At 70.7% G+C, this 26,843-nt stretch carries 23 protein-coding genes; 6 read left to right on the top strand and 17 right to left on the bottom strand.

Features of this window, described 5'->3' with window-relative positions; translation table 11 throughout:
- Positions 1–13 precede the first annotated feature (13 nt).
- Both IEY12_RS09580 and metX read left to right on the top strand, forming a co-directional pair.
- Positions 14–1,306 carry an O-acetylhomoserine aminocarboxypropyltransferase/cysteine synthase family protein gene (locus tag IEY12_RS09580; RefSeq protein WP_188883212.1) on the top strand — a complete coding sequence of 431 codons (1,293 nt, stop codon included), beginning with the start codon at positions 14–16 and terminating at the stop codon, positions 1,304–1,306.
- Positions 1,303–2,490, top strand: coding sequence for a homoserine O-acetyltransferase MetX (gene metX / locus IEY12_RS09575; protein ID WP_188883210.1), 1,188 nt, complete (start codon positions 1,303–1,305; stop codon positions 2,488–2,490). Before IEY12_RS09580 ends, metX begins: the two co-directional genes overlap by 4 nt.
- A 12-nt stretch (positions 2,491–2,502) precedes the next feature.
- Here metX and IEY12_RS09570 read toward each other — a convergent pair whose 3' ends face one another.
- Both IEY12_RS09570 and IEY12_RS09565 read right to left on the bottom strand, forming a co-directional pair.
- Positions 2,503–2,697 carry a hypothetical protein gene (locus IEY12_RS09570; protein ID WP_188883208.1) on the bottom strand — a complete coding sequence of 65 codons (195 nt, stop codon included), beginning with the start codon at positions 2,695–2,697 and terminating at the stop codon, positions 2,503–2,505.
- A gap of 44 nt (positions 2,698–2,741) precedes the next feature.
- On the bottom strand, positions 2,742–4,610 hold the full coding sequence (locus IEY12_RS09565) for a PAS domain-containing protein (protein WP_188883206.1): 1,869 nt from the start codon (positions 4,608–4,610) through the stop codon (positions 2,742–2,744).
- A 136-nt stretch (positions 4,611–4,746) separates the two neighbouring features.
- Between IEY12_RS09565 and thrC the strand changes: the two genes are divergently transcribed.
- A complete protein-coding gene (gene thrC, locus IEY12_RS09560) occupies positions 4,747–5,994 on the top strand; it encodes a threonine synthase (protein ID WP_188883201.1) in 1,248 nt (415 codons plus the stop codon).
- A gap of 39 nt (positions 5,995–6,033) precedes the next feature.
- Here thrC and serA read toward each other — a convergent pair whose 3' ends face one another.
- Positions 6,034–7,617 carry a phosphoglycerate dehydrogenase gene (gene serA / locus IEY12_RS09555; RefSeq protein WP_188883198.1) on the bottom strand — a complete coding sequence of 528 codons (1,584 nt, stop codon included), beginning with the start codon at positions 7,615–7,617 and terminating at the stop codon, positions 6,034–6,036.
- 220 nt (positions 7,618–7,837) lie between these two features.
- Between serA and serB the strand changes: the two genes are divergently transcribed.
- Positions 7,838–8,473 (top strand): phosphoserine phosphatase SerB, encoded by a 636-nt coding sequence (serB, locus tag IEY12_RS09550; protein WP_188883196.1) that lies wholly within the window; start codon positions 7,838–7,840, stop codon positions 8,471–8,473.
- 3 nt (positions 8,474–8,476) lie between these two features.
- Here serB and IEY12_RS09545 read toward each other — a convergent pair whose 3' ends face one another.
- The 9 genes from IEY12_RS09545 to IEY12_RS09505 form a co-directional block, all read right to left on the bottom strand.
- The gene (locus IEY12_RS09545; protein ID WP_188883194.1) at positions 8,477–10,681 is read right to left on the bottom strand and encodes a PAS domain-containing protein; all 2,205 of its coding nucleotides are present in this window, start codon (positions 10,679–10,681) and stop codon (positions 8,477–8,479) included.
- Between the two features lie 44 nt (positions 10,682–10,725).
- Positions 10,726–11,613: an ornithine carbamoyltransferase gene (gene argF, locus IEY12_RS09540; protein ID WP_188883190.1), complete on the bottom strand. Its 888-nt coding sequence runs from the start codon at positions 11,611–11,613 to the stop codon at positions 10,726–10,728.
- Positions 11,610–12,644, bottom strand: a complete 1,035-nt coding sequence (locus IEY12_RS09535; RefSeq protein WP_188883182.1) for a [LysW]-lysine hydrolase — start codon at positions 12,642–12,644, stop codon at positions 11,610–11,612. The genes argF and IEY12_RS09535 overlap by 4 nt, the downstream gene beginning before the upstream one ends.
- Positions 12,641–13,777 carry an aspartate aminotransferase family protein gene (locus tag IEY12_RS09530; protein WP_188883179.1) on the bottom strand — a complete coding sequence of 379 codons (1,137 nt, stop codon included), beginning with the start codon at positions 13,775–13,777 and terminating at the stop codon, positions 12,641–12,643. Before IEY12_RS09530 ends, IEY12_RS09535 begins: the two co-directional genes overlap by 4 nt.
- Positions 13,778–14,812 (bottom strand): N-acetyl-gamma-glutamyl-phosphate reductase, encoded by a 1,035-nt coding sequence (gene argC / locus IEY12_RS09525; RefSeq protein WP_188883177.1) that lies wholly within the window; start codon positions 14,810–14,812, stop codon positions 13,778–13,780.
- Positions 14,809–15,687, bottom strand: a complete 879-nt coding sequence (gene lysX / locus IEY12_RS09520; RefSeq protein WP_188883175.1) for a lysine biosynthesis protein LysX — start codon at positions 15,685–15,687, stop codon at positions 14,809–14,811. Before lysX ends, argC begins: the two co-directional genes overlap by 4 nt.
- A gap of 33 nt (positions 15,688–15,720) precedes the next feature.
- Positions 15,721–15,885 carry a lysine biosynthesis protein LysW gene (gene lysW, locus IEY12_RS09515; protein ID WP_123074471.1) on the bottom strand — a complete coding sequence of 55 codons (165 nt, stop codon included), beginning with the start codon at positions 15,883–15,885 and terminating at the stop codon, positions 15,721–15,723.
- Positions 15,886–16,107: 222 nt separating this feature from the next.
- Positions 16,108–17,559 (bottom strand): argininosuccinate lyase, encoded by a 1,452-nt coding sequence (gene argH, locus IEY12_RS09510; RefSeq protein WP_188883173.1) that lies wholly within the window; start codon positions 17,557–17,559, stop codon positions 16,108–16,110.
- Positions 17,560–17,563: 4 nt separating this feature from the next.
- Entirely contained in the window at positions 17,564–18,799 is a 1,236-nt protein-coding gene (locus IEY12_RS09505; RefSeq protein WP_188883171.1) for an argininosuccinate synthase, read from the bottom strand.
- Between the two features lie 354 nt (positions 18,800–19,153).
- Here IEY12_RS09505 and IEY12_RS09500 point away from each other — a divergent pair, with 354 nt between their 5' ends.
- Positions 19,154–19,666 carry a 2'-5' RNA ligase family protein gene (locus IEY12_RS09500; RefSeq protein WP_188883168.1) on the top strand — a complete coding sequence of 171 codons (513 nt, stop codon included), beginning with the start codon at positions 19,154–19,156 and terminating at the stop codon, positions 19,664–19,666.
- Positions 19,667–19,707: 41 nt separating this feature from the next.
- A complete protein-coding gene (locus tag IEY12_RS09495; RefSeq protein WP_188883166.1) occupies positions 19,708–20,601 on the top strand; it encodes an NAD(P)-dependent oxidoreductase in 894 nt (297 codons plus the stop codon).
- A gap of 52 nt (positions 20,602–20,653) precedes the next feature.
- On the opposite strand, the gene IEY12_RS09490 is transcribed toward IEY12_RS09495, so the two are convergent.
- From IEY12_RS09490 to IEY12_RS09470, 5 genes are all read right to left on the bottom strand, one after another.
- Positions 20,654–22,864 (bottom strand): ATP-dependent DNA helicase, encoded by a 2,211-nt coding sequence (locus IEY12_RS09490; RefSeq protein WP_229871082.1) that lies wholly within the window; start codon positions 22,862–22,864, stop codon positions 20,654–20,656.
- Positions 22,865–22,939: 75 nt separating this feature from the next.
- Positions 22,940–23,500, bottom strand: coding sequence for a dolichol kinase (locus IEY12_RS09485; RefSeq protein ID WP_188883163.1), 561 nt, complete (start codon positions 23,498–23,500; stop codon positions 22,940–22,942).
- 2 nt (positions 23,501–23,502) lie between these two features.
- Positions 23,503–25,242: a glycine--tRNA ligase gene (glyS, locus tag IEY12_RS09480; RefSeq protein WP_188883161.1), complete on the bottom strand. Its 1,740-nt coding sequence runs from the start codon at positions 25,240–25,242 to the stop codon at positions 23,503–23,505.
- Positions 25,239–26,087, bottom strand: coding sequence for a CBS domain-containing protein (locus tag IEY12_RS09475; protein WP_188883159.1), 849 nt, complete (start codon positions 26,085–26,087; stop codon positions 25,239–25,241). The genes glyS and IEY12_RS09475 overlap by 4 nt, the downstream gene beginning before the upstream one ends.
- Positions 26,088–26,231: 144 nt before the next feature.
- The gene (locus IEY12_RS09470) at positions 26,232–26,801 is read right to left on the bottom strand and encodes a DUF7529 family protein (protein ID WP_188883151.1); all 570 of its coding nucleotides are present in this window, start codon (positions 26,799–26,801) and stop codon (positions 26,232–26,234) included.
- Between the last annotated feature and the right edge of the window lie 42 nt (positions 26,802–26,843).

The following is a 26,843-nucleotide window of genomic DNA, read 5'->3' as shown; positions in this document are numbered from 1 at the left end:
ATGCATACAGTACATGAGCGACGAGGACGACCGGCGGTTCGACACCCGGACCGTCCACGCCGGGCAGGCCCACCCCGACGCCGCGACCGGCGCGCGCGCACCCCCCATCTATCAGACCACCTCCTACGTCTTCGAGGGCGCCGAGCACGCCGCCGCCCTCTACGCCCTCGAGGAGGAGGGCGACCTCTACTCGCGCATCAGCAACCCGACCGTCGCGATGCTCGAAGAGCGCCTCGCCAGCCTCGCCGGCGGCGCCGGCGCCGTCGCGACGGCCTCGGGCATGGCCGCCTTCGACGCCGCGACGTTCGTCCTCGCGGAGGCCGGCGACAACGTCGTCTCCGCGTCCGACATCTATGGCGGCACCCGGACCTACCTCACCGGCACCGCGAGCCGCCGCGGCATCGAGGCGCGCTTCGTGGACACGCTCGACGTCGAGGCCTATCGGGACGCCATCGACGAGGACACCGCCTTCGTCCACCTCGAAACCATCGGCAACCCCTCGCTCGTCGTCCCCGACATCGAGGCGGTCGCCGACGTCGCCCACGACCACGGCGTCCCGCTCTTCGTCGACAACACGTTCGCGACGCCCGCGCTCTGTCGCCCGCTCGAACACGGCGCGGACGTCGTCTGGCACTCCACGACGAAGTGGCTCCACGGCTCCGGTACCACCCTCGGCGGCGTCGTCATCGACGGCGGCACCTTCGACTGGGACGCGGAGGACTACCCCGAAATCGGCGGCGACAATCCCGCCTACCACGGTCTCAACCTCTCCGAGCGCTTCCCGGACGCCCCGATGGCCGCCGCGACCCGCCTCCGAGGTACCAGAACGCTCGGGAACGCCCAGAAACCCTTCGACGCGTGGCAGACGATGCAGGGGTTGGAGACGCTCGGCCTCCGCATGGAGCGCCACTGCGAGAACGCCGCCATCGTCGCCGAGTACCTCGCCGACCACGAGGCGGTCGCGTGGGTGAGCTACCCCGGTCTCGCCGACCACGAGACGCACGCCAACGCGAGCGAGTACCTCGACGGGGGGTACGGCGGCATGATCACGTTCGGCCTCGAGGGCGGCTACGAGGCCGGCAAGCGCTTCTGCGAATCGACCGACCTCGCGTCCTTCCTCGCGAACGTCGGGGACTCGAAGACGCTCGTCATCCACCCCGCGAGCACGACGCACGCCCAGTTGAGCGAGGACGAACAGCGCGCGTCGGGCGTCACGCCCGACATGGTGCGTCTCTCCGTCGGCATCGAGGACCCCGCTGACGTCCTCGCGGACGTCGAACACGGCATCGAGGAGGCGTCGCGATGAGCTACGGCCGCCGCGACGACGTCGCGAATGTCGGCTCGTTCGCGTTCGAGCGCGGCGGCGAACTCGACCTCGACGTCGCCTACGCGGAGTACGGCGAGCGCGAGAACCCCACCGTCCTCGTCTGCCACGCGCTCACGGGGAGCCAGTACGTCGCCGGGCCCGCCCCCGAGGGCGTCAGCGGGCAGGCCGCCGGCTGGTGGGACGCCCTCGTCGGCCCCGGCAAACCCATCGACACCCGCGCCTACCACGTCGTCTGCGCGAACGTCCCCGGCTCCTGCTACGGCACCACCGGCCCCGCGAGCGAGGGGCCCGACGGCGAGCCCTACGGCCCCGACTTCCCGTCCGTCACGGTCGGCGACTGGACGCGCAGTCAGGCCCGCCTCCTCGACGAGCTCGGCGTGGAGACGCTCTACGCCGTCGTCGGCGGGAGCGTCGGCGGCATGAACGCCATCGACTGGGCGAAACGCTACCCCGAGCGCGTCGAGCGCGTCGCCGCCATCGCCACGAGCCCGCGCCTCGACGCGCAGTGTCTCGGCCTCAACACCGCCGCGCGCCGCGCCATCACGAACGACCCCGACTACGGCGACGGCGACTACTACGGCGGCCCCGAACCCAGCGGCGGCCTCGCCGTCGCGCGCCGCATCGGCCACGCGATGTACCTCTCGAAGGCCTCGATGCGCGACCGCTTCGGCCGCCGCGTCGCCGAACGCCAACCCGAGGAGCGAACCGACCCGAGCGCGAAGGGCTTCCCCTACCGGGACGTCGCCTCCTACCTCGACTACAACGCCGAGCGCTTCACCGAGCGCTTCGACGCGAACAGCTACCTCTACCTCCTGCGCGCGCTCGACGAGTACGACCTCGCCGAGGACTACAACTCGGACGCCGAGGCGCTCGCGGACTACGCGGGCGACGCGCTCGTCGTCTCCTTTACCGGCGACTGGCACTTCCCCGTCGAGGGCGGCGAGACCATCGCGGAGGCCTTCGAGGCCGGCCCCGCCGCTGTCTCCCACCGCGTCGTCGAGAGCGAGTACGGCCACGACGCCTTCCTCGTCGAACCCGACCGGGTCGGCCCGCCCGTCCGCACCCTCTTGGAGCGCGGCGCGAACGCCGTCACGACGACGCGCACCCGCGACACCACGCCCGACTACCCGCGCGTCTGCACGGGCCTCCTCCCGGACGCCTGAGCGGCCGGTCGCTCACCAGTCGGGTTTGCGCTCGCCCGCGTCCGCCGCGCGCCGGGACAGCAGGACGCCGACGAGCGCGACGAGCGCACACGCCGCGAGCGCGGCGGGACGCGCGAGCCCCGACCGTGCGTAGAGGAGGCCGGCGCCACCGAGGCCGAGCGCGACACAGCACGCGGCGGCCACTCTGACGCGACGCGTCGTCTCCATGTCAGTGCCATCGCCGCGCGCCGACATAAGCGCCCGGCACGCGCTCAGCCGTCGCGGCGCAACTCGACGGTGAAGACGCTCCCCTCGGGGTCGTTGTCCGCCACCCGGACGTCGCCGCCGTAGCGCTCGACGAGCGTCCGAACGAGGTAGAGGCCCAGTCCGCTCCCCTCGCTCTCGAGGCCCTTCTCGCCCTCCCTGAAGACCCGTTCCTTCTGGTCGTCCGGTATCCCGGGGCCGTTGTCCGCGATTCGGACCCGAACCGTCTCGTCGTCCGCGCTCGCGGAGACGGTGACCTCGGGGACGTCCTCGTCGTTGTGGACGACGGCGTTCGTCAGCACGTTCCGGAACACGGACTCGAGCATGTCGTCCGCGCGCACCTCGACGTCCGGAAGCGCGCCCTCGACGGAGACGACGGCGTGCTCGTGGCTCGCGCGCAGGTCCGCTATCTGCTCCTCGAGGACGGGCCGAACCGCCACCGGGGCGTGGCACGTCTCCGAGCGGAGTAACACCCGCGTGACGTCCCCGGCGGTCCGCGTGATGTCGATGGCCTCGCGTCCCGCTTGGACGATCCGGCGGCGGTACGCCTCCCCCTCCTCGCCGACGTGGCCGTCGAGCAGTTCGCCGTACTCGAGCACGAACTGGAGGGCGTTCCGGACGTCGTGGCGGACGATCTGGTTGAGTACCTCGAGGCTGTCGCGCTGGCGTTCGAGCGTCCGCTCGTACTGCTTCCGGTCGTCGATGTCGAGGTGGATGCCGACGGCGCGAACCGGCTCGCCGTCCGCGTCGCGCTCGACGATCTCGCCGACGTCGCGGATCCACTTCCAGTCGCCGTCCGCCGTCCGCATCCGGTGTTCTGTCTCGTAGTACTCGCTCTCGCCAGCGATATGCGCCTCGAGCGCGTCGCTCGCCGACTCGATGTCGTCCGGATGGACGCGGCTCTCCCACGCGTCGAGGTGCGGGTCGATGTCGTCGAGCGAGTGGCCGAGCATCCGCGCCCAGTTCTCGTTGAACTCCACCGCGTCGGTCTTCATGTCCCAGTCCCAGACGCCGATGTTCGCGCCCTCGACGGCGAGTTCGAAGCGCTCCGTGAGTCGCCGCAGTTCCTCCTCGCGGCGCTTTTGCGCCGTGATGTCCGTCGAGACGCCGCAGACGGCGGTGACCTCGCCGTCGTCGCCGTAGACGGGTGACTTCCGCGTGAGCCGAACCGTCTCCCCCTCGGTCGTCGGAATCCGCTCCTCGACCTCGATTCGCTCCCCCGTCTCGATGACGCGACGGTCGTCCGCTCGCGCCCGCTCTGCGGTCTCCGGCGGGAAGAGGTCCTCGTCGGTCAACTCGTCGAATGCTGTGTCCCCGACGCCGAGGAGGTCCCGGCATGCCTGATTCATCAGGCGGTACCGCCCGTTCGTGTCCTTCAGGAACGCCGCCTCCGTCATCGTCTCCAACACGGTCTCGAAGCGCCGCGCCGTCCGCTCGAACGCACGCTGCTGTGCCTTCCGCTCCGTGATGTCGCGTCCGACGCCGACGAGCTGCGTCACCCGACCGTCCGCCATGACGGGGGTGAGCTTCGTCTCCCAGTCGCTCCGTCCGCCCGGCAACTCGAGGGTCTCCTCGTACTCGATGGCTTCCTGACGCTCGACGCAGCGCCGGTAGTTCGCCGCGACGGCCGCGCCCTGCTCGTCGCCGAGGAGCCCGCGCGGGGTCTGCCCGCGTAACTCGTCCTCGGAGAGACCGGTTCGGCGCCGATGCGCGGCGTTGTTCCGACGGAAGACGAACTCGTAGCCGCCGTCCGTCCGCTCGACGTCCACGAGGAAGACGGCGTCCTCCATCTCCCGGAAGATCACCTCGTAGACGTTCGCCCCCTCCCCGCCGAGCGCCGGCCACGCTCCGTCGTCCGCCTCGGACTTCCCCGCCATCGTGTTCGATTGGTAGCATGTGTTGTACGTTGATAACTATGTTCCTCGGTGGTTGCGCCGATTCCGACCCGTCGCTCGGCCGGCCACCGAGGGAATCTCCGTCCCCTATTTGGTCGTCCGCGTGTGACCCACACGTATGGCTGACCTGACTCTCGGCGGCGAACCGCCCGCGGTCATGACGGACGGCGTCTGGCTCGCGTGTATCGAATGCGGCGAGACCGTCGCGCCCTACGACGACGTCGTCTACCGCTGCCCGGACTGCGACGGCCTCCTCGAAGTGCGCTACGAGGAGTACCCGACCTTCGAGGCGTTCGAGGGGACGGGGGTCTGGCGCTACGCGGACGCCCTCCCCCTCGCCGAAGGGGTCTCCATCAAGGAGGGGAACACGCCGCTCTACACCGTCCCGGAGATCGAGGCCGACGTCGGCGTCGCGGACGTCCGCGTGAAACACGAGGGGATGAACCCCACCGGCGCGTTCAAGGACCGCGGGATGACGGTCGGCGTGAAGGTCGCCGACCGCCTCGGCGTCGACCGCCTCGCCTGCGCGTCCACGGGGAACACGTCGGCGGCGCTCGCGTGCTACGGCGCGCGCGCCGACACCGAAGTCCTCGTCCTCCTGCCCGCAGGGAAGGTCGCCGCCGGGAAGGTCGCGCAGGCCTCCCTGCACGGCGCGCGCATCCTCGAAGTCGAGGGCAACTTCGACGCCTGCCTCGACATCGTCGCGGACCTCGCCGACCGCGGCGAGGCCTACCTCCTCAACTCGATCAATCCCTTCCGACTCGAGGGCCAGAAGACCATCGGCCTCGAGATACTCGAGCAATCGCTCGCCGAGACCGGCGAGTGGCCGGACCGCATCGTCCTCCCCGTCGGGAACGCCGGGAACACGGCGGCGCTCTACAAGTGCTTCCGCGAGCTCGTCGAGGCCGGCGCGATGGAGGAGGAGGAGATGCCGGCGCTCACGGGCGTGCAGGCCGAGGGCGCGGCGCCGATGGTCGAGGCCGTCCGCGAGGGCAATGACGAAGTGCGGCGCTGGGAGGACGTCGAGACCATCGCGACCGCGATCCGCATCGGCAACCCCGTGAACGCGCCGAAGGCGCTCCCGGGCGTGAAAGCCACCGGCGGCACCGCCGTCGCCGTGTCGGACGAGGAGATCACGGACGCCCAGCGCGCCCTCGCGCGCGACGGCGTCGGCGTCGAACCCGCGTCCGCCGCCTCGGTCGCGGGCCTGCGGAAACTCCGCGCCGAGGGCGAGATCGAGGCGGACGAGCAGGTCGTCTGCCTCACGACCGGCCACCTGCTGAAGGACCCGGACGCCGCGGCCGCCGCCGGCGGCGACATGACGTCCGTGCCCGCCGACACCGAGGGCGTGCTCGACGTCCTCTAAGGGCGCGAAAAACGAGTCATTCGGGGCGCGACGCGCGCCTCAGTCGCCGTTCAGCTCGATCTCCTTGATCTCGGTGATGCGCGAGTCGGATTCGAGGTCCGCGCGCGCCGCGTCCGGGAGGTCGTCGTCGAGGTTGTAGACGGTGAGCGCCTCGCCGCCGTCGGTCTCGCGGGCGTTGAACATGCCGGCGATGTTCACGTCGTACTCGCCGAGCACCGTCCCGATGTAGCCGATGACGCCGGGTTCGTCGCGGTTGCGCGCGATGAGCATGTGGCCGTGCGGGATGGCGTCGACGCGGTAGCCGTCGATGGAGACGAGACGCGGGTCGTCGCCCGCGAAGAGCGTCCCGGAGACCGAGAGCTCGTCCTCGCCGTCGCTGACGGTGACGGTGACGAGGCTCTGGAAGTCCGCGGAGGAACGGCTCTTCGTCTCCGTGACGTCGATGCCGCGCTCCTCGGCGACGCGCGGGGCGTTCACCGCGTTCACGTTCCATTCGAGGGGCTCGAAGACGCCCTTCTGCGCGCTCGCGGTGACGAGGTCGACGTCCTCGCCGGCGATGTCGCCCGCGTAGGAGACCTCGATGGAGTCGATGCGCTCGTCGAAGAGCTGCGCGGCGACCTTCCCCGCCGTCTCGGCGAGGCCGATGTACGGCTGGATGCGGGGGAACGCGGACTCGTCGACGGAGGGCGCGTTCAGCGCGTTCAGCACGGGCTCGTCGTTGAACGCCGCGACGACCTGCTCGGCCGTCGAGACGGCGACGTGCTCCTGGGCGGCCTCCGTGGAGGCGCCGAGGTGCGGGGTGACGACGATGTCGTCGACGTCGAGGACCTTCGCGTCCTCCGGGAGGGGCTCCTCCGCGAAGACGTCGATGGCTGCGCCCTTCATGACGCCGTCCTCAACGGCGTCGGCGAGCGCGTCCTCGTCGACGACGCCGCCGCGCGCGCAGTTCACGAGGTAGCCGCCCTCGAGGTTCGCGAGCGCGTCCTCGTCGATGAGGTTCTCCGTCTCCGGGGTGAGCGGGACGTGGACGGTGAGGAAGTCCGCGCGCTCGAGGCACTCGTCGATGTCGACGAGCTCCGCGCCGAGCTGTTCGGCGCGCTCCTCGCCGATGTAGGGGTCGTAGGCGACGAGGTCCATGCCGAGCGCTCCGAGCTTCTTCGCGACCTCTTGGCCGACCCGGCCGAGGCCGACGACGCCGAGGGTCTTGCCGTTGACCTCGGTGCCGAGGTAGTCGGACTTCGCCCACTCGCCGTCCTTCAGGCGGGCGTGGGCCTGCGGGATGGAGCGCGCGGCGGCGAATGCCATCGCGACGGTGTGCTCGGCGGCCGCGCGGACGTTCCCCTCGGGGGCGTTCGCGACGATGACGCCGTGCTCGGTCGCGGCGTCGATGTCGATGTTGTCGACGCCGATGCCGGCGCGGCCGACGATGACGAGGTCGGGTGCGGCCTCGAAGACCGCGTCGGTGACCTCCGTCCCCGAGCGGACGATGAGGGCGTTGGCGTCGGAGACGGCGTCGAGGAGTGCGTCGCCCTCGACGTCGTACGCGGTCTCGACCTCGTGGCCCGCCTCGCGGAGCACGTCCAAACCGGCGTCCGCGATGGGGTCGGTTACGAGTACCTTCATGCACGACGAAAGCCCGCCCGGCGCATTAACCCTTTTCGCATAGGCGCGAATTGACGGCGCCATCGCGCAGGAAACTATACACGGATGTGGGTTAACCCGGACGGATACATATGTGAAATATGCACACTCGACGGGTCGTGAGCGGTGACCCCTTCGTTTCGGGTGGAACGTGGTGTGCGAACAGAAACCACTTGGGCGCTGGGGGGCGAACGCCCACCCGATGACACTGGTCGCGTTCGACTTCGACGGGACGCTCTCGGACTCCGAGATGATGGTGCTCCTCGGCGAACAGTACGGCGTCGCCAACGAGATCGGCGACATCACCGCGCGCGCGATGCGCGGCGAGCTCTCCTACGCCGAATCGGTCTACGAGCGCGCCGCGCTCCTCGAGGGACTCCCCGAACCCGAAGCGCAGGCCGCCTACGAGCAGGTCTTCCTCCGCCCCGGTGCCGCCGACCTCATCGCGGCGCTGAACGACGCCGGCCACACCACCGCCATCCTCACCGGCGGCTTCACGCCCGGCGTCGAGGCCGCGCTCGCGAAAGACCACACCGAGGTCGACCACGTCGTCGCGAACGACCTCCCCGTCGCGGACGGCCGCCTCACCGGCGACGCCGAAGGCCCCCTCATCGAGGGAACGAAGGACGACGCCCTCGAATCGCTCTGCGTCGAGACCGGTACCGACCTCGCGGACACGGTCGCCATCGGCGACGGCGCGAACGACCTCCCGATGCTGAAGGCCGCCGGCACCGCCATCGGATTCATCCCCAAACCCGCCGTCCGCCCGCACTGCGACGTCGTCGTCGCCACCATGTCGCGCCTCCAGCGCGTCTTCGAGGAGGACGGCCTGCTCTAGTCCTCAGTCCACGTAGACGCCGAGGAGTTTGCGCTCCGCCGCGCGCAGGTGCTGGTGGAACGTCGGCGCGGAGACGCCCATCGTCTCCGCGAGGTCCTCGGCCGTGCTGTCGCGCGGCCACTCGAAATACCCCCCGTAGTAGGCGGACTCGAACGCCGCGCGCTGGCGCTCCGTGAGGTCGCCGAACGCGTCCACCCGCTCGTCTTCGGCGTCGTCACGTGCGACCGTCTGCTGTGCGACCAACTCGACGTCGTCCGCGACCTCCCGGATCGACCCCGTCACCGTCCGCAGGTCGACGCCCTGCGGGAACTCCGCGAGCACGCGGACCTCGCCGTCGCGTACCGTCAGCGAGCGCAGGCGCCCGCCGTGACTCGCGATCGCGGCCGTGACGTGGGCGTCCGCCGTCGTCGCCTCCACGAGCACGGCGTCGCCGCGTTCACCGACGAGTCGGACGTGTCGATAGCGCTCCGCGTCCTCGAAGACCGCCACCGCCCCCTCGTCCGACAGCCCCGACACCCAGACGTAGTGGATGTACTCGCCGTCGCCCGCCGCGACCGTCCGCTCGAAACGGAACCGCCCGTCGCCGCTCGCGGGCACGCCGAGCTCCGAGGCCACCGCCTGCGAGCGGTACTCGACCTGCACGACGTGCTCGCTCAACAGCGCGGCCTTCCGGTCGAGCGCCGCGATGGCGTGCCCGAGCGTCGTCCCCAGCCGGCCCAGCACCGTCCGCTCGGCGTCGCCGAACGCGTCCCGGTGAGCGGCGCACACCACGAGCACGCCGTACGTCCCGCCCTCGTAGCTGATGGGTACCGCCACCGCCTCGCCGCCCCCGTCGCCCTCGGCGTCCGACTCGGCCGCCACCACGACCCGCTCGTCGTCGACTGCGCGCGTCGCGAGCGCCGTCCCCCGGGGCGCGTCCTCGCCGGCGCTCGCGACGCGCGTGACGTCCGTCCCCGTCGTCCGCCCGACCCACGCGCCCGTATACGGGCCGTCCGCGAGCCGGTTCGCGACCCGCCCCTCGACCGCCGACCGGTTCGTCTGCTCGATCACCGCGCTCGAGACGTCGCTCGCCGCGTCGTAGAGCGCGACGAGACTCGACAGGCGCTCGCGCTGGCGGCGCAACCGCTGGCGGCGCTCGCGCTGGCGCGACACGTCGCGCAGCACGCCGACGCGCCCGTTCTCGCGGAACGGCCCCAAGCGCGCCTCCACCGGGCGCTTCTCGCCGTCGTCGGTCTCGATCGTGAACGACAGCGTCGCCGACTCGCGCTCGTCCCGACGCATCTCCTCGGCGAACTGCCGTGCGCCCTCGGCGATGCCGTCGCCGACGACGTCCGCGGCTCGCCGCCCGAGCACGTCCTCGCGCTCGACGCCGAGCAGCTCGCAGTACGCCTCGTTCGCTACCGTGAAGCGCCCCTCGCCGTCGAGGGCGTAGACGCCGTCCCACACCGTCTCGACGATCGCCTCGTAGCGCTCGAGTCGGCGCTCGCGCTCGACGCGCTCGGTGACGTCACGGAAATAGACGGAGAGCCCGGTCTCCGAGGGGTAGGCGTTCACCTCGAAGTACGCGTCCAGCGGCTCGAAGTACTCCGTGAACGTCACCGCCTCCTGGGTCTCCATCGCGCGCTCGTACTCCGACTCGAAGTCCGTGCCGAGCGCCGCCGGGAAGGCCTCCCAGACGTTCTCGCCGACGACGCCCTCGCCGTCGATCTCGAGGTACTCGGCCGCCCGGTCGTTCACGTACGTGAAGCGCCACTCCGGGTCGAGCGCGAAGAAAGCGTCCGAGATGCGCTCGAACGTCTCGTCGAGTTCCTCGCGCAGTCGCACCTCCCGCTCCTTCAGCTCCGTCACGTCCTCGACGTAGCCCGAGAGCGTCCCGTCGCCGAGGCGCTCGCCCCGGTCGCGGACCCAGCGGACGTCCTCGTCGGCGGTGACGATGCGATACGTCACGTCGTACGTCCCGCCGTCGCCCAACGCGCGCTGGACGTCGTTCCACGCGCGCTCGCGGTCCGAGGGGTGTACGACGTCGCGCGTCCACACGACCTCGCCGTCCTCGAGCGTCGCGCGACCGTACCCCGAAACCCGGTCTGAACCGGAGCTCACGGCCGTCAGCGGTCGCTCGCGCTCCTCGGGACCTCGGTACAGCATCTCCGGTAGCCGTTCGATGGCGGGCGCGAGCGCATCGCGGAGGCTCCCCTCTTCAGTCGGCATTACCCCGCGTCTACGCGGCGGAGTGCTATAAGCGGACGGCCGCCTCAGAGCAACTCGGCGAGGATGCCCTTCTGGCCGTGCAAGCGGTTCTCGGCCTGCGCCCAGATGAGCTCGCGCTCGGACTCCATCACGTCGTCCGTGATCTCCTCGCCGCGATGGGCGGGCAGACAGTGGAGGACGCTCGGGTCGCCGGCGCGCGCGAGCAGGGCCTCGTTCAACTGGAACCCCTCGAAGTCCGCGACCTTCTCCTCGCGCTCCTCCTCCTCGCCCATGCTCACCCAGACGTCCGTGTAGACGACGTCCGCGCCTTCGACCGCACTGATCGGGTCGTGCGTCGTCGTGATGTCGCCGTCGTACGCGTCCGCGCGCTCGACGGTGTCGTCGCTGAACTCGTAGCCCTCGGGGGTGGCGGCCCGCACGTCGAGGCCGACCATCGCCGCGCCGACGAGGAAGGACGCCCCGACGTTGTTCCCGTCGCCGACCCACGCGACCGTCGTGTCCTCGAAGCCGTGGTGCTCGCGGATCGTGAGGAGGTCAGCGACCGTCTGCGCGGGATGCGCGTCGCTCGAGAGGCCGTTGATGACGGGCACCTCCGCGTACTCCGCGAGTTCGAGCATGTCGTCGTGGGACTTCACGCGCGCCATCACCGCGTCGACGTAGCCGGAGAGCGCGCGCGCCGTGTCCTTCACGGGCTCGCCGCGTCCGAGCTGGATGTCGTCCTTGCCGAGGAAGACCGCGTGGCCGCCGAGCTGGGTCATCCCCACCTCGAAGGAGACCCGCGTGCGAGTGCTCGGGCGCTCGAAGAGCATGCCGAGACTCGTCCCCGCGAGTCGCCCCGGGGGCTCCTTCTCGCCCGTCTTCATCGCGAGGGCGGTGTCGAGCACGCGGTGCAGCTGCGGGACGTCGAAGTCGTCGATGTCGATGAGATTCATTGTAATCGCTCTGCGGCCGCCGTCAGCACGGCGACGCCGCGGTCGTACTCCTCTAAGTCGATGCGTTCGTCCGGCGCGTGGTCGAGCGACGAGTCGCCCGGCCCGTAGGTCGCCATCGGGCAGTCCCACGCGCCACGGTAGACGTTCATGTCGCTGGTGCCGGTCTTGCGGAGGTGCGTCGTCTCGCCGCCCTCAGCGCGGATGCCCGCGCGCAGCGCCGCCGCGACGCCGTTGCGCGGGGACTCCATCACTGGCGGGATGGCGTCCGTCCACTCGACCGCCACGGACGCCTCCTCGCCCACGTACGTCGGGAGCGCGCCCTCGACGGTCGCACGCACCTCTTCGACGGTCAGTGACGGGGGGACGCGCAACTGCACCTCCACCGTCGCCTCGAACGCGAGGCCGTCGGCGGAGACGCCGCCGTCCATCTCGACGGGTTTCGTCGTCACCTGCTCGAAGACGGAGGACTCGCTCCCCGCCTCGAACGTCTCCTCGACGTCGTGCCACCAGTCCATCGCGTGCTCGAGGGCGTTCGGCCCCGGGCGCGAGGTGTGCGCGGACGGCGTCTCGCCGGCGAAGCGCCCCTTCACGAATCCCCGGTAGCCGAGCGTCACCGCGTCCCACCCGGAGGGCTCGCCGTTGATGACGGCCTCCGGCTGGTCGCGCGTCTCCACGAGGTGGCGCGCGCCCCGCGAGCTCGTCTCCTCGCCGACGACGCCGACGAAGGAGACGCCAGCGCGCGCGGCCGCGACCGCCATCGCGGCGAGCGGGCCCTTCGCGTCGCAGGCGCCGCGTCCCCAGAGTTCGCCGCTCGCCTCGCGGACCGGGATGTCGCCCGGAACCGTGTCCATGTGGCTCGTCAGGAGGACGCCGTCGTCGGCGGGTGCCCGAACGTTCCCGACGTCGTCGAGGTAGGCCTCGCGGCCGTGCGCCTCGAAGTACGAGACGAGGCGCTCGGCGACCGCGCGCTCCTCGCCCGAGACGGACGGCGTCTCCACGAGGTCGCGCAGGAGTTCGCGCGCGTCCGTCATAGCGTCGATTCGAGCGCGTCGACGACGCGCTGGCAGTGCTCTTCGGTCACCGTCAGCGGCGGCAGGAACCGCACGACGGTGCGCCCCGCCGGGAGCGCGAGGATGCCGTGATTCATCGCCATCCCGCCGATGACGGGGTTCGCGCCCGTCTTCACTTCGACGCCGACCATGAGGCCGCGCCCGCGGACGTCGCGGATGGCGTCCGTCTCCGCCGCGATGCCCTCGAGGCTCTCGCGGAACGCCGCGCCGACCTCGCGGGCATGCCCGGGGAGGTCCTCCGCGACGAGCGTCTCGAGCGTCGCGTTCGCCGCCGCGCAGGGCACGGGCCCGCCGGAGAACGTCGAGCCGTGGTTCCCGGCGTTCTCCGCGATCCACGGCCGCACCATCGTCGCGCCCATCGGCAGGCCGTTCGCGATGCCCTTCGCGGCCGTGACGACGTCGGGCGTGACGCCCTCGCCCTCGACCGCCCAGAGGTCGCCGGTGCGCCCGACGCCGGTCTGGATCTCGTCGGCGATGAACGCCGCGCCCGCGTCGGCCGTGACGTCGCGGACGTGCCCGAGGTAGCCCTCGGGCGCGGGGTTGACGCCGCCCTCGCCCTGGATGGGCTCGAGGATGACGGCGGCCGTCTCCTCGTCGACGGCCTCGCTCATCGCTTCCCGATCACCGTAGGGGACGAACTCGACGTCGCCCGCGAGCGGGCCGAAGCCCTCCTTGTACTCGTCCTTCCACGTCGCCGCGAGCGCGCCCATCGTCCGGCCGTGGAACGCCTGCATCGTCGCGACGATCTTCGAGCGGCCGGTCGCGTGTCGGGCGAACTTCAGCGCCGCCTCGTTCGCTTCCGTGCCGGAGTTGCAGAGCCAGACCTTCTCGCAGTCGCCGGGCGCGAGCGCGGCGAGCCGGTCGTAGAGCTCCGAGCGGACGTCCACAGGATATGAACCCTGGACGTAGGTGAGCTCCGCCGCCTGCTCCTGGACGGCCTCGGTGACCGTCGGGTGCGAGTGGCCGAGCGGCGTGCAGGCGTAGGACGCCCCGAAGTCGAGGTAGTCGTTCCCCGAGTCGTCCGTGACCGTGACGCCCTGCCCGGAGTCGATTCCGATGGGCTTCTCGCCGAAGACGAAGGATGCCTCCGACATCTACGGACTCCCCACGGGGTGGAGGCCCGTGAACTCGAGGCCCGCCGTCTCCTCGAAGCCGAGCGCGACGTTCGCCGCGTGGACCGCCTGCCCGGCCGAGCCCTTCATCATGTTGTCGATGGCGCTGAAGACGACGATGCGGTCGTTGCGCTCGTCGAGTTCGAAGCCGACCTCCGCGTAGTTCGACCCCGCGACCGCCTTCGGCTCCGGATACCGGTAGACGCCGCCGCCGCCCGCGACGAGGCGGACGAACGGCTCGTCGCCGTACTGCTCGCGGAACGCGCTCCACATGTCCTTCGTCGCCGGCAGCTCCGACGGGTAGACGTGGCAGGTCGCGGCCGAGCCGCGAATCATCTCCACCGCGTGCACGGTGAAGGAGACCTGGAGGTCGAGGTAGGCCTCGATCTCGGCCTCGTGGCGGTGGGTCGTGGGCGCGTACGGCCGGACGACGCCGGAGCGCTCGGGGTGGCTGGACGCCACGCCGCCGCCCGCGCCGCCCTCCGAGGAGCCGACCTTGACGTCCGCGACCACTCGGTCGTCCGGGGTGAGGAGCCCGGCCTCGACGAGCGGGAGGAGGCCGAGCATCGTCGAGGTGGCGTTACACCCGCCCGACGCGATGAGGTCCGCCCCGGGGAGGTTCTCGCGGTTCAGCTCGGGGAGCGCGTACTCCGCATCCGCGAGGTGCTCGGGCGCGACGTGGCCGTCGTACCAGGTATCGTACAGCTCCGCGTCCGGGAGGCGGAAGTCCGCCGAGAGGTCGACGACGGTGTCCGCGAGGTCGCGGTACTCCGCGATGTGCTCCATCGTCACGCCGTGCGGGACGCAGACGAAGAGGACGTCCACCGGATCCAGCGAATCGGGCGCGACGAAGCGCAGGTCGAGGCCGCGCAGGTTCGGGTGGACGGAGCCGACCGTCTTGTTCGCGTACTCGCGGCTCGTCGTCTGCTGAATCTCGAACTCGGGATGGCCGGCGAGCAGGCGGAGGAGCTCACCACCGGTAAAGCCGCTGCCGCCGACGACGCTCGCCGACGTCATAGGCCGACCTCCGCGTCGGCGTCGCTCGCCTGTTCGGCCTTCGCTTCGAGCCAGTCGACGACCGTCCCGGGGACGTCCGCCTCGACGGCGTCGTTCAGCGCCTTGAACTCGACGGTGTGGTTCACCTCGGGGACCGTGTAGCCGTCGCCGGTCTCCATGATGTCCACGCCGAGCAGCCCGCCGCCGACGGCCTCGCTGGCCTCGCGGGCGAGCGCACGGACCTCCTCATCGAGCTCGAACTCGGTCGTCTCCGCGCCCTTCGCGGCGTTCGTCAGCCAGTGCTCGGAGGAGCGCGCCATCGCGGCGACGGGTTCGCCGTCCACCGTGAGCACGCGCAGGTCGCGTCCCGGCTTCTCGACGAACTCCTGGACGTAGAAGACGGAGTGCTCGTAGTGGCCGAGCGTCTTCTTGTGCTCGAGGACGGCTTCGGCGGCGCTCTCCGATTCGATCTTCGCGAGCAGGCGCCCCCACGAGCCCACGACGGGCTTGATGACGCAGGGATAGCCGAACTCCTCGATGGCCGCCATCGCGGAGTCGACGTCGAAGGCGACGGTCGTCGCGGGCGTCGGAACGCCGGCGGCGTCGAGCTTCACGCTCGTCTTCGCCTTGTCCGCGCAGACGTCCGCCGTCGCCGCGCTGTTCACGACCGGGACGCCGTAGGACTCGCAGAACGTCGTCGCGTACTTGCTCCGCGAGGTCGCCATACACCGGTCGAGGACGACGTCACACGCGGCGAGCGCTTCGGGCGGGTCGCCGACGCCGAAGCGCTGCTTACGGACGTCCACCTTCTCGACGTCGTGACCGCGCTCGCGGAGCTCCGTGAGGAGGAGCTTCTCGTCCTTCCGGATGCGCGAGTAGAGGAGACCGATCTTCACGCGGACCACCTCGTGTGCGTCGTCCTCATCCCGTTATTCCCCCCAGTCTTCGGCGAGCTCGGGCGCCTCTTCGAGCTCCACGGGGTCGTCGTCGACGACTTCGAGCTCGGCGCCACAGGTGCCACAGTCGACGATTTCGCCGACTTCGAGGTCGGCGTGCAGGTCGAGGTCCGCACCGCACTGGATGCATTCGGTCATTACACCCGCACCTTCACCGTCCACCAACTTATACTTGGCGGACTTAACAGATAATTTACAAGAAGGCAGAGTTGCGTCTACCGGCGCGAGAAGCGCCGAAACGGCGAACCGGGAGAACCGTATTCCAATCGTGGAATTTTGATATGTTGCCCCGAACGGGGCCGCGGTGCGCGTCGTCGCACCGCTGGTCGTCGCGGGCGTCGCGGTCGTCGCATCGGGAGCTCACGCATACGACGACACCTCCGCCGCGAGCGACTCCTCGGCCACGGCGAGGGCGTCCGCGCGGCTCGCCGCCGCGTCCGCGTGCGCCGCACAGCCCTCGAGCGCCGACGCCAGCGTCTCCGCCGTCGCGCCGGGCGCCGGGCCGCCCATCGAATCGCGCGACGCCACGCTCGCCACGGGATCGAGCACCGCCTCGACGGCGTCGCGGTCCGCGAGCGAGTCGATGCCCTCGCCGACGACCTCCTCGCACGCCGCATCGAGCGCGTCGTAGTCCGCGCCGCGCTCCGCCGCCGCCGCGACGATCTCGTGCGCCGTCCGGAACGGCAGCCCGTGCATCGCGAGCAGGTCCGCGACGCCCGTCGCCGTCGAGAACCCCTCGCCCGCCGCCGCCGCCAACTCCTCGGCCGGCCAGTCGGCCGTCGACACCGCGCCCGCCGCGACGTCCGTCGCCTCCGCCACCGCGTCCGCGACGCGCCACGCGTGCGGCGAGGCGTTCTGCAGGTCGCGGTTGTACGCGCGCGGCAGGCCCTTCATCGTCGTCAGGAGTCCGTGGAGCCCACCGAACGCGTCCCCGGCCGTCGAGCGCACGAGCTCGAGCGTGTCCGGGTTCTTCTTCTGGGGCATGATCGAGGACGTCGAGGCGTAGTCGTCGTCGAGTTCGACGAGGCCCCGATTCGCGAAGACCACGAGGTCCTCCGCGAGCCCCGAGAGCGTCGTCGCGAGGCCCGCGAACGCCGCCGACCCCTCCACGAGGAAGTCCCGCGAGGAGACCGCGTCCATCGAGTTGTCGAGGACCGACTCGAAGCCCAAGAGCTCCGCCGTGCGCTCTCTGTCCACGTCGAACGGCGTCCCCGCGAACGCCGCCGACCCGAGCGGCGAGCGGTTCGTCCGGTCGAAGGCGTCCAGCAGGCGCTCGGTGTCGCGCGCGAGCGCCGCCTCGTAGGAGAGCGCCCAGTGCGCGACCGTCGTCGGCTGGGCGGGCTGGAGGTGCGTGTAGCCCGGCATCACCGTCTCGCGCTCGGCCTCCGCGACCTCGCAGAGCGCCTCGCGGGCCGCGACCGTCGTCTCGATCGCCTCGAGGAGGGTGTCGCGGTACTCGTAGCGCAGACACGCCGCCACCTCGTCGTTGCGCGAGCGCGCCGTGTGCATCCGCCCGCCGTCGGGGCCGACGCGCTCGATGACCGCCGTCTCGATGGCCTCGTGGACGTCCTCGCCCTCCGGCAGGGCGTCGAAGCCCTCCTCGGCGACGTCGTCGAGCGCGTCGAGAATGGCGCCCGCGTCGGCCGCGTCGACGATGCCCTGCTCGGCGAGCATCACGACGTGCGCGCGGTCGACGGCGAGGTCCGCCTCGAAGAGCCGGTCGTCGAACGCCATCGAGGAGAGGAACTCCCGGGCGGGACCGCCCGCGAAGCGCTCGCGGCGCACCACCGTCTCCGAGCCCTCGCCGTCCATCCGTCTACTCCTCCGTCCCCTCGCCCGCGCCGTCCGTCGCGAGCTCCGGCTTCGCCTTCTTCTCCGCGTCGCGCGCGAGGCGCGCCTGGAAGCCGTGGTACTTCGCGACGCCGGTCGCGTCGGCCTGCTCGATGCCCATCACCGTCTCCGTGTTGAAGGAGGCCGCCTGCTCGGAGTAGACCGCGTACTCGCTCTCGCGGGCGACCGGGCGGGCCTGCCCGCCCTCGAACTTGATGGTGACCGTCCCGGTGACCTTCTCGTTCGACTGCATGAGGAAGGCGTCGAGCGAGTCCATCAGCGGCGAGTCAAGCAAGCCCTCGTAGGCCTGCTGGGACCACTCCTCGTCCACCGTCTGCTTGAAGTCGCGCTCGTCCTTCGTCAGCACGAGGCCTTCGAGGGCCTCGTGTGCGTTCAGGAGCGTCGTCGCCGCCGGATGCTCGTAGTTCTCGCGCACTTTGAGCCCGAGGATGCGGTCCTCCATCAGGTCGGAGCGCCCGACGCCGTAGGCGCCCGCGAGCTCGTTCAGGTGCTCGATGAGCTCGACGGGCGCCATCGACTCGCCGTCGACGGCGACCGGCACGCCCGCGTCGAACTCGATCTCGACGAGCTCCGTCTCATCGGACGGCTCGCTCGTCCACTCGTAGATGTCCGCCGGCGGGACGTAGCCGGGGTCCTCGAGCTGGCCGCCCTCGATGGAGCGACTCCAGAGGTTCGTGTCGATGCTCCACGTGCCCCCGTCGCCCGCCTCCACTGGGAGGTCCTTCTCGTCGGCGTACTCGATCTCCCATTCGCGCGTCAGGCCCATCTCGCGGACCGGCGCGATGACCTCCATGTCGGTGGCGCGCCAGACGGCCTCGAAGCGCAGCTGGTCGTTGCCCTTCCCCGTACAGCCGTGGGCGAGGCCCGTGCAGTCGTGCTCCTCGGCGACGTCGAGGATGGCGTTCGCGATGACGGGGCGGGCGAGCGCCGTCCCGAGCGGGTAGCCCTCGTAGTCGGCGTTCGCGGCGACCGCGTCCATGCAGACCTCCGCGAACTCCTCGGTCGCGTCGACGACGTAGTGCTCGAGGCCGAGCGCTTCGGCGGTCTCGTAGGCCTCCTCGAACTCCTCCTCGGGCTGACCGACGTCGACGGTGACGCCGATGACGTCGTCGTAGCCGTACTCTTCTTTCAGCAGCGGGACGCAGACTGTCGTGTCGAGCCCGCCGGAGAAGGCGAGCGCGACGGTTTCGTTCTCGGACATTGTGGTGATGTTGTGGTAGGGGTCGGTTGACGACGATACGCGGGGGTTCGCGGGTCGAACCTCGAAGCCGGGGTAGTAGGTAAAGTGGGGTCTAAGGGGACCCCGGTCGTCGTCGGACGGTCGCGCCGCTCTCGGAGAAAGCGGACGTGGTGTCGGCGGACCGTTCCATGATTACTCCCACCTTGCGCGGACGGCGTATTAAGCACTTTCGACCCTGCAAGACTTGTCTGGCACGGGACGACACACCACGAAACGCCGTCGGCCCCGTCTCGCGCCGTCGCGACCGCCGTGGCCGCCCTGGTCCGCCTCGCGGCCGACGAAAAGGTAGTTAGGCGCCCACGGCCTAGAGCGCGCGTGTACAGCGTCAGCGTTCCCGTACCGCCCGTGGTGCGCGAACTCATCCGCGAGTTCCGCCCGCTCCTCACCGGCTTCGACCGCGTCCGCGGCCAGCGAACCGCGACGCTCGTCGTGAAACGCCTCGACGCCGACGACCGCCGCGAGTACCTCCGCGCCGCCCGCGAAGCAAAGCGCGCCCTCCGCGGCGCGCCCTCCTTCGACGCCCGCATCAGCGACGTCGGCGTCTTCGAGGAGCCAACCGGCGGCACCGCGCCCGTCGTCTACCTCGCCGTCGAGAGCCCCGGCCTCTGGGAGGTCCATCGCCAGCTCGTCGCCGAACTCGGCCGCGTCCCCGGTCTCGAAGGCGACGACTACACGCCGCACGTCACGCTCGCGCGCGACGGCCCGCCCGACGCCGTCGAGCGGGTCCGCGACTACGACTTCGACCCCGTGACGTGGACCGTCGACGAACTCGAGTTCTACGACGCCGAGCACAAGGAGCGCATCGAGACCGTCCCCCTCCCGGCGTAACGACCCGACCGCTTTTCACACCGCCTGCCGATTGGCCGCGTATGTCACGAACGATCGGATTCGTCGGTCTCGGAATCATGGGTCTCCCGATGGCGACAAACCTCATCGACGCCGGTTACGACGTCGTCGGGCACAACCGCTCCGAGGAACCCGTCGCGGCGCTCGTCGAGCACGGCGGCGAGGCCGCCGACACCCCGAGGGAGGTCGCCGAGCGCAGCGAAGTCATCCTCTCCTGTCTCCCCGACACCGCCGTCGTCGAGGACGTCGTGCGCGGCGAGGACGGCCTCGCCGAGGGCTTCAGCGAGGGCGACATCTACGTCGACCACTCCACGATCAACCCCGTCCAAACGGAGGAACTCGCCGCCGACCTCGCCGAGATGGGCGTCGACATGCTCGACGCGCCCATCAGCGGCGGCGAGGAGGGCGCCATCGAGGGCACGCTCTCCATCATGGTCGGCGGCGACACGGCCGTCTTCGAGGCCTGTACGGACCTCTTCGAGGTGCTCGGCGAGACCGTCACCCACTGCGGGCCGAGCGGCGCCGGCCAGACCACGAAGGCCTGCAACCAGATCGTCGTCGCCGCCCAGATGGTCAGCGTCAGCGAAGCCCTCGTCTTCGCCGAGAAAGCCGGCGCCGACCTCGAAGCCGTCGTCGACGCCATCTCCGGGGGCGCCGCGGGCTGCTGGGCGCTCGACAACCGCGCTCCCGACATGATTCGCGGCGACTTCGACCCCGGTTTCTTCGCCGCCTACCAGTACAAGGACCTCCGCATCGCCACCGACGCCGGCGAAGCCTACGGCTCGCCGATGCCCGTCACCGAACTTGCGCACGAGCTCTACAAGAGCATGGAGCAGAACGGCATGGGTCGCGACGACAACTCCGGCGTCATGCAAGTGATAGAAATGCTCGCCGGCGAGGAAGCGCGCGTCGAGTAGGTCGCGCGACGCGCGACCGACGTAGGCGAGCGGTGTAACCGCGAGCGACTGATCAGGGCTGAGGCGGCCCCTCGGGGCCCCACGCGTCCACGTCGCCGTAGAAGTTCAGCGTCGCGAACTTCAGCTTCCCCGGGTCGATGTCGACCATCTCCCGGCGCTCCCCGGCGGGGAAACTCCCGTTCACGCTGTACTTGCGCATCTGCGAGCGCGACGCCTTCGTGTAGCGCCGGTCGACGAGCATCCGGACGCCGTAGTCGTCGGGCGAGCGAATGACGCGCCCGAGCGCCTGCCGGGTCTTCCTGACCGTCGGGATCTCGACGGCGTACTTCCAGCCCGCTCCCGAGGAGCCGAAGGCCTCGTCGTAGGCGTCCTGGACCGCTTCGGCGCGCGCGTCGAGGCGGGGATAGGGGACGCCGACGACGGCGACCGTGCGCGCGTCGTCGCCCTCGAAGCTCACGCCCTCCGCGAGCGTCCCCCAGAGCGACGTGAACAGCACCGCGTCCTCGTCGGCGACGAAGCGCTCGCGCAGCTCCTCGACGGGCGTCCCGGCCTCGTCGAGATAGCGCGCCCCTTCGATTTCGTCGGCGAGCAGGTCGTGGTAGCGCTCGGCCTCGCCGTAGCTCGGGAAGAAGAACAGCGAACTCCCGGCGGTGAAGCGCGCGGCGTCCGCGAGCACGCCCGCGACCTCCTCCTGTACCTCGGGGTCGTCCCGTTGTGAGGCGAACAGCGGCTCGGTGTCGACGGTGAACGTCCGGCGGCGCTCCTCCGAGAACTCCAGCCCGTAGGCCATCGTCACCGGGTCATCGAGGCCGAGAATCTCCCCGGTCACGTCGAACGGTCGGAGCGTCGCCGACATCAGCACGCTCGCGTGGACGGCGTCGAAGAGGTCGGCGGTCACGTCGCGCGGGATGCACGTGTAGAGCTCCGCGCGCCCGTACACCTCGCCGGTGCCCGCGTCCCGCCGGACGGCCGCCGTCGGATACTGCCCGAGCGCGTCGCCGTCCGTCAGGTAGGCGTCGACGAACTCGGCGGCCTGCAGGGTCTGGGCTTCCTCGCGCGTCGCGGCCTCGCCGTTCCGGTAGGCGTCCTCGTAGGCCTCCTCCAGATCCTCGCCGAGCGAGAGCGCGGCGTCGAGGTCCTTCGAGATGCCCCGCCCCTCGTAGGCCTGCAGGAACGCGAGCGTCAGGTCGTCGCGCTTCCCGTCGTTCGCGACCGGGACGTCCGCCCAGTTCTCCCCGACCGCCTCGAACGACGCGGGGCCGTCCCCGCCGGGGCCGACGCCCGCCTCGTACGTCTCCACGAGCGCGTCCCGGAACGCCCCGAGGACGTTCTCCGCGTACTCCGCGCGGGCGTCCGTCTCCGTCTCACCCGCGAGCTCGGACATCGCCTCGTCGAGCGTGTTCTCCGTGAGCGCCCGCGAGGCGTGGTCACGCGCCGCGTCCTCGACGTTGTGCGCCTCGTCGAAGACGACGACGACGTCCTCCGGGTCCCGGTCCAGCCACCGGAAGAACTGCGCGCGGATGCCCGGGTCGAGCAGGTGGTGGTAGTTGCAGACCGCGAGGTCGACGCCCTCCATCGACTCCTTGAGGAGCTCGTAGCCACAGAGGTCGTTCTCCTCCGCGTAGTCGTAGACGTCGTCGGGCGTCCGCACGTCGTCGTAGAGCCACGAGACGAACTCGTCCGACTCCTCGGTGAGGTTGTTGTAGTAGCGCTCGCAGACGTTCTGCTCGCGCAGCTCCTCGAGTTCCTCGTCGAGCGACTCCAGTTCGTCCATCACGGCGCTCCGGGCGTCGGCGGCGTCGTCGTCGCCCTCGCGCGCCGCGTCCAGCAACTCCTCCTGCTGGCGCTCTAGCTGGCGTTTGTCGCGCTCGGTGTCCGCGACCTCGTACGTGTTGTCCCGGAGCACCTGACACTCCTGATAGTCGACGTCGATGTGGCACATCGACCCCTTCCCGCGGAAGACGACGGCGCGAATCGGCTCGCCGGCGTGTATCTCGCGGGCGTCGCGGACGAACTGGCGCATCTGCTGGTGGACGTTCGTCGTGATGACGACCGTCTTGTCCTCCTCGCGCGCGTACTCGAGCGCCGGCGCGAGCGACGCCAGCGTCTTCCCCGTCCCGCACGCGCCCTCGAAGAGGACGTCGCGCTCGTCCGCGATGGCGTCCCGAATCCGGTCCATCGCCTCGCGCTGGTTCTCGTACGGCGACGGCTTCGGGAAGAAGCGCAGGTAGTCCGCGTCGGCGTCCCGGTCGCTGGCAGCCACGGGAGACGTGTAGTCGCGTCACGCTATAAAGTCCCGCGGTCGGGTTGACTCGCGGCCGCCGGCGTCGCTCGGGGCCTACGTGAGGTGAATGCCCACCCACATCGCGGCGGCGGCGACGGTCGGCATCGTGAGGTTGTCGTCGACCACGTACCCGGCGACGACGGGCTTGAGGCCGTCCGCGAGCGTCGCGCCGAGCGCGCCGCACGCCGCCGCGAGGAGCGGGACGCCCGCCGTGACGGCGAGCACGAGGCAGAGCGCGAACGTCGCCGCCATCACGGGTACGGGCTTGCGGGAGAGGCCGCCCGAGTGGAGCAGTCCACTAAATGGGTCGCCGAACGTGAGCATCAGCATCGCGGGCGCGGCGACCTGCGGGTCGAAGACGAGGCCGGTCGCGGCGAACCCGAGCGCGTAGAGGAAGTAGCCGGCGGGGTTGTCCTGCTCGTACTCGCGGGTGAGTTCGTCGAACACCCACCACTCGACGCGCCCCGTGAGCCGGCCGGCCTCGAGGGCGCTCGCGGACACCAGACCGGCGGCGAGCACGGCCTCGATCCAGAGCCACGGGACGACGCCGAGGAGCCACGCGAGCGGTAGCACGGCCCCCGACACGTGGACCGCTCGCCGCCGGAGTTCGGCCACCGTCAGAGGTCGTCGAACGTCGTCTCGCCCGCGCGGAGGTCGGCGAGCACCGACGCGAGGTCGTCCGTCGGTACCCGCACCTGTTCGGTGCTGTCGCGCTCGCGGAGCGTCACCGTCTCCGGGTCCTCCTCGACGCTCTCGTAGTCGACGGTGACGCAGAAGGGCGTCCCGACCTCGTCCTGTCGGCGGTAGCGCCGCCCGATGTTCCCGGAGTCGTCGTAGGTGACCGCGTACCCCTCCGAGCGGAGGGTTCGAGCGAGCTCGCGGGCGCGCTCGCCCATCCCGTCCTTGTCCATGAGCGGGAAGACGGCGACGCCGGTCGGCGCGACGCTCGGGTCGAGTCGGAGGACGGTGCGCTCGCCCTCGTCGACCTCGTCCTCCTCGTAGGCGTGCGCGAGCACCGTGTAGACGGTGCGGTCGATACCGATGGAGGGCTCGACGACGTGGGGCATCATGTGACGGCCCGCCTCCGTTTCCTCCTCGACCGCGTAGCCCGTCTTCTCGACGGGAATCTCGTACTCCTCGCCGTCCACGGTGACCGTCACGCTCTCACCGTCGAAGGCGGCGCGGTCGCGCTTCGCGAGCGCGTCGAGTTCGTCCGCGATGGCGCCCGCGTTCCCGCCGTACTCCGGTCCCAAGTACGACATGTCGGGGTCGACGCTCGCGCGCTCGACGGTCTTCGGCTCGTCGTACTGCTTGAACACGGTGAACGACTCGCCGCTGTGCTCGTCGTGCTTCGAGAGGTCGTAGTCGCCCCGGTAGGCGTAGCCCGCGATCTCGATCCATTCGGGGTCCGCGCCCGGCGCGGAGACGTCCGCTTCGGCGTCCCAGCAATCACTGGCGTAGTGGGCGCGCTCGCCCGCCTGATGCTGGCGGAAACGGAAGCGCTCGAAGTCCACGCCGATCTCCGCGTACCACTCGGCGGCGACGCCGAGGTAGTAGGCGACCCACGGCTCGACGACGCCGTCGTCGACGGCCGCCTCGACCGTCGTCTCGACGTAGTCGCCGTCCGGCTGGTTCGCGGCCGGGTAGAGGGTGAGCTCGACGTCCGCGACCGACGCGACGTCCGGGCCCTCGCCCTCGGGGTCGACGAACAGCTCGAGCTCGGCCTGCGTGAACTCGCGCGTCCGCACGAGCGCGTTCCGCGGACTAATCTCGTTCCTATACGACTTCCCGATCTGCGTGACGCCGAACGGGAGCTGGCCGCGCGCGTACTCCTTGAGGCGCGGGAACTCCACGAAGATGCCCTGAGCGGTCTCCGGGCGGAGGTAGCCGGTCTGGCTCGTCCCCGGCCCGATGTTCGTCTCGAACATCAGGTTGAACTCCTCGACCGGCTGGTCGGCCAGCGGCGCGCCACAGCTCGGGCACTCGATGTCGTGGGCGTCGATGAGCGCGGCGACCTCCTCGGTGGGGAGGCTCTCGGCCTCCTCGACGTCCGTCGCGCCCTCGATGAGGTGGTCGGCGCGGTGGCTCGCGCCACAGCCCGCACACTCGACGAGCATGTCGTCGAAGCCGTCGAGGTGGCCGGAGGCCTCGAAGACGGGTTCGGGCATGACGGTGGGCGCGTCGACCTCCATGTGGCCCTCCGCGACGGAGAAGCGCTCGCGCCACGTGTCCTCGACGTGCTCCTTCAGCGTCGCGCCCTGCGGGCCGTAGGTGTAGAAGCCGGAGACGCCGCCGTAGGCCTCGCTCGACTGGAAGAAGAACCCGCGTCGCTTCGCGAGCTCGGTCAGCGCCTTCATAGCGCGGCGATGAGGTCGACGTCCCGGACGATGCCGGCGAGGTCGTCACCCGCGACGAGCGGGAGCTGTTCGACGTCCGTCTCCAGCATCCGCTGGGCGGCCTCCTTCGCGGTGCGGCGCTTCGTCAGCGTCACCGGGTCGGCGGTCATGAACTCGCGGACGGGCTCGCCGGGAATCTCGACGTTCCGCGTCGGGAAGTAGCGGTTGCCGGTGGCCTTGATGCCCTCCCACATCCACTCGTCGTCTTGCCCGGCGACGCTCGCGCCGACGTCGTCCTCGCCCTCGACGACGCGCGCGACGTCGATGACGTCGACCTCGGTGAGGATGCCGGTCATGTCGGCGTCCTCGTCGAGCACGACCGCGTAGGGGACGTCCGCGTACGCGATTTCGCGCTCCGCGACCGGGAGCGGCGTCTCGACGTACGTCGTGTTCACGTCGCGGCGCGCGAGCTCGCCGACCGTCCGCTCGCCGTCCACGTCGCCGTCCGCGATGGCGCGCACGACGTCGGTGATGGTGACGATGCCGTCGAGGGCGTCGCCGTCGACGACGGGGACGCGCCGGGCGCCCTCCGACACCATCAGGCGGGCGGCCTCGACGACGTCCGTCGAACCGGTCGTCGTCGGCACGTCGCGCATCAGGAGCGCGAGCTGGTCCTCGTCGGGGTCCTCGATGAGGTCCTCGCGCGAGACGAGGCCGCGGTAGACTTCGTCCTCGCCCTCGCCCTTCACGACGGGGACGGCGGAGAAGCGTCGCTCTTGGAGGTACCCCAGCACGTCGTCGCGGGTGCCCGGGAGCGAGACGGTCACGACGTCGTCGCGGGGCGTCATCACGTCGGCGACTTTCATGGCGCGCCCTATGATGGCGGCCCATTTGTAGGCTACGACCCGCTTCCGGCCCGCACGTGGCGCGGACGGCCGGCGAGTCCCCCTCGCGGCGTGGCACTCACGGTCGGCAGTCGCGTGCGCGGGGCGGGCGAACGGCGAACGCGGCTACTCGCCGGCGTCCGCGACGGTCTCGACCGCCGGGAAGAACTTCGTGTGGTCCTCGTGCTGGAAGCTCCCGAGGTGGGTGCGGTCGAGCGTCTCGACGTGCGTGTACATCTCCTCGGTCTCCGCGACCGTCCGGACGAGTCGGCTCGCGTCGCGCTTCAGGTAGGTCGCGGCGGCGAGGATGCACGTCTCCGACTCCGGGTCGAAGTAGGAGACGACGAGGAAGACGCGGCCGTCGCGCTCGGCGCGATAGACCTCGTAGGCGGGGAACCCGCCCTCCTCGAAGACGTCGGCGAACGCCTCGGCGTCGCCCTTCGGGACGACGAAGACGAGGCCGTAGCGCCCCTCATCGTCGGCCTCCGGGCCGGTCGCGCGCGCCTCGATGCGGACGTCGCCGGCGGTCAGCGTCACGACGTCCCACCCCCCCTCGCGGCGCTCTTCGGCGAGTGCCGCCATGTCGTCGCGCGTCGCCTCCCACGCGGCGTCGTGGGCGTCGGTGCCCGTGACGTCCTCGACGCGTTCGCCCGGATCCCCGCCGTCGCCCTCGCCGGGCGCGTCTCGCTCGTCCATGCGTGGGGGTGTGCGACCCAGACGAAAGTGTCTTTCGCGCCC

Source organism: Halarchaeum grantii (assembly GCF_014647455.2).
GTDB lineage: Archaea > Halobacteriota > Halobacteria > Halobacteriales > Halobacteriaceae > Halarchaeum > Halarchaeum grantii.
This window is presented reverse-complemented; position numbering and strand designations above follow the sequence as displayed.